Below are 4,260 nucleotides of genomic sequence, written 5' to 3'. Positions count from 1 at the left end.
CCATAGGTAATGACAAAAGACTCAGAAAATTTACAATAGCATAGGAAGCTGGAGCCAATTGCAATAAAAGGATACTTGTACCGAAAAAAAGAATGGGTAAATCCGAAAAATCCAACCATTTAGTTAGGTGAGAGCTTTCAGATTTTATAACCGAATCACAGGATGTATGCGCATTAAAGGAACATATCTTGGAAATAACACCTTCCGATTTGTTTATCTTTTCATCAATAATAACTACACTTAAAAACAATCCGATACTACTGCATAAAAAAGTTAATAAAAAGGGTAACGTAAACTCGCGAAAGGTCAATCCTAATAAAACTAGCAGTAAAACACCTAAGCCTACATAGGTAGTATTCATTAAAGGTAAGCGTTCTTTTTGGGTTATTTCATTCGGTTCTATAGCAACAACCACTCCTGTCCATTGCTCTAAAAAAGCTTCGAAGGATACTTTCTTTTTCCCTTCTTTTTCCGTTTCAATACTTACTTCTTGAGCCAATCGTCGAACCAGCACAATATCATTTGAAACAACCGCTAAAAAAGAATCGGGTAAAGCAGAAAATTGCTCTTTAGGTACTTGAGCAGCAACATTCTCTATTTGCAACATATCTAATGTATCCGTTACTGCATAAAGACTAGGATAATTGGGGTGAGATAAAAAAAGATTTTCAAAAGAAGTGTACTCATGTTGGTATTTATTAATTTCTAAATATTTTTTAATAATTGATTTCATATATTGTTTTGTAATTGCTGAAACAAATATGCTGCAAAAAAGAAGGAATAAGAAGTGTAACTCTTTACAATTTATAAATTATAATCCACACAATTTATAAATTGCAAGTTCGAAAAAACAACGGCAAAACACTGAAAAACAAACATTTAATACCTTAAAAACAGTTTCAAGAAAAAGAGGAATTACAAAACTGTTATTAAGAAAAAGGAATTCGTTACTTTTGAAGTAACACTAATGTTTAAAGAATATAAAATGAAAAAAACAAACCTGAAAAATGTATTTGATTTTGAAAAATTCGAATTAGAATCAAAGTTAAAAAGAAATATTTTTGGTGGAATAGATCCAAATAGACCAAACAATAATGAAATGTTATTAGATGATGATTTATCGTATGACCCAAACGATCCGAATTGGGCTGGACCAGGAAGTGGAACAACTTCATCTTCTATTAGTTTTAGTACCGTAATAAATGAAAATAGTGATTTGATTACTCCATCTACTACTTCAAATTAATATTCTCATCGTCTAGTTTTTTAGCAAATTGAACAGGACTAAGTCCTGTTTTTTTGCTAAATGATCTGGTAAAGGAAGTCGCATTTTTATACCCTACACTCTCAGCGATTGCTTGAGTAGAATATCTTCTATACCTAGCATTTGAAATCATTTCGTTGACAACATAATTTATTTTTAATTCATTGGCATACTCACTAAATGATTTTCCAAAATTCTTATTCACAATGTAAGACAGATAGGTGGTGTTTGTTTTAATTTTTTTAGCTACAAATTGGAGTGTAAAATCTTTGTTTAAAAAAATGAGTTTATCTTCAATCTGTTGTAAACTTTCCAAAATTTCTTTTTCTTTTTCTTCATCAATATTTAAAGTTGGATTTGAGGAATGTACTTCTTCTTGTTTTAATTCATGAATCTCTTGAGAAACATTTTTAATTTGTTCTTCTTTTTGCTTTAACTGACTTTTATAAGTATTAATAATAATTGAAAACTTCTCATTGTTTTTCTTTTTCTCAATTCTATTTCTAAATAATAAAAAAATCAAAACTAGCATCACAATCCCCAATACAACAAAATAGATTTTTTTGTAAACTACTTTTTTATTGTATTTTTCTTGTATGGTTAAAATATCATTCTTTAAAAGTAAATTATTCTGAAGCGTATTTACTTTTTCAGCTTCATCATTAATTTTAAACTCATAGGCTTCAAAATTGGCTAAATAAATGGAAGCGTATTTTAATGTGTTTTCATAATCATCTAAAGATTCATAGATTTTAGATTGATAATAATTGGAGTTAATAAAATTGTTTGTATCAACGGGTTGTATTTCATGAATGGAATCATATTTTTTAAAATAGGTAAGCGCTTTATTGTATTTTTTATCCCAATAGTAAAAGTTTCCTAAGTTGTATAATCCAATGGCATAATCATACATAAAATTATTTTCAAAAGCCTCTGTGACCACATTTTGATAATTTTTTTCGGCTTCTTTGAAATTTTCTTCATGATAATACACATTCGCTAAATTATTTTGCGCTTTAATTTTATTGGTAATAATATTCTTAGAATATAAAATAGCTTTATTATAGTAATATGTTGCAGAATCCAAATGTGCTTTATTGGTTTCAAAATCTTTCTTGTAACTTCCTTCATAATATACCCCAAGTGACAAATAAATATTACTCTTATTAAGCTTATATTGATCTGAAGTATATAATTTTTTATTTTCTTCGACTAAATAATCTGAATATTTTGCTTTGGCAATAGCCGCTTTATAATTATTAATTTGTCCATTAATTAAAGCTATATTGGTATTAAATTTTACAGCTTGAACAATGTCATTTGCCTTTTTTGAAAGTTCTTCCCCTTCTAATAGTTTTAATAATGCAGCATTCAAATTACCTCTTTGTATGTCGCAAATACCGCCATAATTTAAGATATAAGCTTTGGTTTTTGTTTTAATTTCTGAGTTTGAAACACCATTAATTAAAGCAATAGCACTATTAAAATTAGTAATTGATTTGGTACTATCTCCTTTTATTTGATATAAATAAGATTTTGCACCTTTTGAAAAAGCTTTATGAATAGTGTTCTTAGAATAACCAATTCTTTCTGCAACAAGAAAGGCGCTATCAATATTAGTAGCGGTTTGAATTCTTAATTTATCTTGAAGTTCTTCATATTCTTTGTTAGATAATTCTATTTCTTGAGCAAAAAAATCTACTGAAAAAAGAAAAGCCAACCCAAACAATAAATATTTCATGAAAATTAAATTAAAGCTCAAAGGTAAGATTTAATTTAAAAAAAAAGTCTAATGTAATATTGTATTAGACTTTTTTTAAATTTGTTTTAACAATCAATAACTAAACTAAGATATTACAACATCCTCTAAAACATACTGGATTGCCACTCCCCGTACAATCACTTGTGGTATTACAAATTTGACCAGTATCTCCTAGGTTTCTACAAGGTCCAGCAACTCCTCCCTGAATAATCTTTTGCTCTTTTTTAGTCAACTCTTGAGCGCCAACTAAATTTAAAATTGTTTTTTTCATAATTTAAATAGTATAATTTGTTTTTTACCGCATTATTTTAAAGTCAAATGCAGTATCTTGACTATCGTTGCAACAATATTTTTAAACCAATACAGCTTCTTCTTTTTCGGCTAATTCTGAAATAAAATATTTCAATTCTTGTAGCTCATATTCATCTGGATAAAGCGAACCATTAACCAGCTTTACAGGGGTGTAATTAAACTCGTTTTTCATACACCAAGTATATTCACTTCTTAAATTCTCTTCCACCTCAAAATCAATAATACCAATGGTCCATTTGGCTTTCCAATCTTTTAAACTCATTCCCTCAATGTGCCAATCCATTAATGCAGCTTCTGCCATTTGAGGATGCTCTTTGTGCAACTGAAGAATGGTTTTCGCTACTATTAAATACGGGTTATCTAAATTGTCGGTATTTAAATTATAATAAATACCAACTTGAAGTCTATCTGAAAATTGTTGTAACAAATCGATTGCTTGTGAAAAAGCCGTATGACAATGACCACAACTCGGACTTAAAATTAAATCAATTCTTACCGAAGCTTCTTTGTTACCCAAAATAATAGTAGGTATACTATGCAAAACTTCAACTTCCAAAACTGGTTTTTGTAAGGAAGAAAAAATCGAAAAATTACGCTTAAACTTCAACAAAGTAACATTCTTCTTCTCTAAAGTAACTTTTCGATTTAAAATAGGTTTTATAAAAAACCAAACCGAAAACACTACCACACTTACTTGTATTAAACCTAAATAATAGAAAGAAAAATCTTTGGTAAAACCAACAAATAATAGCGACTCTAGCACCAACAACATAGAAACACCTAAACACAACACACACCATTTTCCTAGTTTCGCTTTTTGTAACCAAATCGAATAGCCCACCATAGGTAATGACAAAAGACTCAGAAAATTTACAATAGCATAGGAAGCTGGAGCCAATTGCAATAAAAGGATACTTGTACC

General features: G+C 28.8%; 4 protein-coding genes and 1 pseudogene. 1 reads left to right on the top strand and 4 read right to left on the bottom strand.

The window, feature by feature from the left end; all coding sequences use genetic code 11:
* Window positions 1-733, bottom strand: a 733-nt coding sequence (locus NHF47_RS17170; RefSeq protein WP_252766141.1) for a vitamin K epoxide reductase family protein, incomplete at its 3' end; no start/stop codon positions are given.
* 252 nt (window positions 734-985) lie between these two features.
* On the opposite strand from NHF47_RS17170, the gene NHF47_RS17165 reads away from it, so the two are divergent.
* Entirely contained in the window at window positions 986-1,246 is a 261-nt protein-coding gene (locus NHF47_RS17165; RefSeq protein ID WP_252766140.1) for a hypothetical protein, read from the top strand.
* Here NHF47_RS17165 and NHF47_RS17160 read toward each other — a convergent pair.
* From NHF47_RS17160 to NHF47_RS17150, 3 genes and pseudogenes are all read right to left on the bottom strand, one after another.
* Window positions 1,233-3,005 (bottom strand): helix-turn-helix domain-containing protein, encoded by a 1,773-nt coding sequence (locus tag NHF47_RS17160; protein WP_252766139.1) that lies wholly within the window; start codon window positions 3,003-3,005, stop codon window positions 1,233-1,235. The genes NHF47_RS17165 and NHF47_RS17160 overlap by 14 nt on opposite strands.
* A 100-nt stretch (window positions 3,006-3,105) precedes the next feature.
* Entirely contained in the window at window positions 3,106-3,297 is a 192-nt protein-coding gene (locus NHF47_RS17155; protein ID WP_252766138.1) for a hypothetical protein, read from the bottom strand.
* Between the two features lie 81 nt (window positions 3,298-3,378).
* Window positions 3,379-4,260 (bottom strand): annotated as a pseudogene (locus NHF47_RS17150) (vitamin K epoxide reductase family protein); the annotation flags it as partial.

It is taken from the genome of Flavobacterium sp. NRK F7 (genome assembly GCF_024054195.1).
In the GTDB taxonomy this organism is placed as follows: Bacteria; Bacteroidota; Bacteroidia; order Flavobacteriales; family Flavobacteriaceae; genus Flavobacterium.
Note: the sequence above shows the minus strand (reverse complement) of the source record. Positions and strands in the feature narration are given on the sequence as shown.

Coding starts and splice junctions, on each gene's coding strand:
- NHF47_RS17165 (WP_252766140.1), top strand. CDS start 986: ATGAAAAAAACAAACCTGAAAAATGTATTTGATTTTGAAAAATTCGAA.
- NHF47_RS17160 (WP_252766139.1), bottom strand. CDS start 3,005: ATGAAATATTTATTGTTTGGGTTGGCTTTTCTTTTTTCAGTAGATTTT.
- NHF47_RS17155 (WP_252766138.1), bottom strand. CDS start 3,297: ATGAAAAAAACAATTTTAAATTTAGTTGGCGCTCAAGAGTTGACTAAA.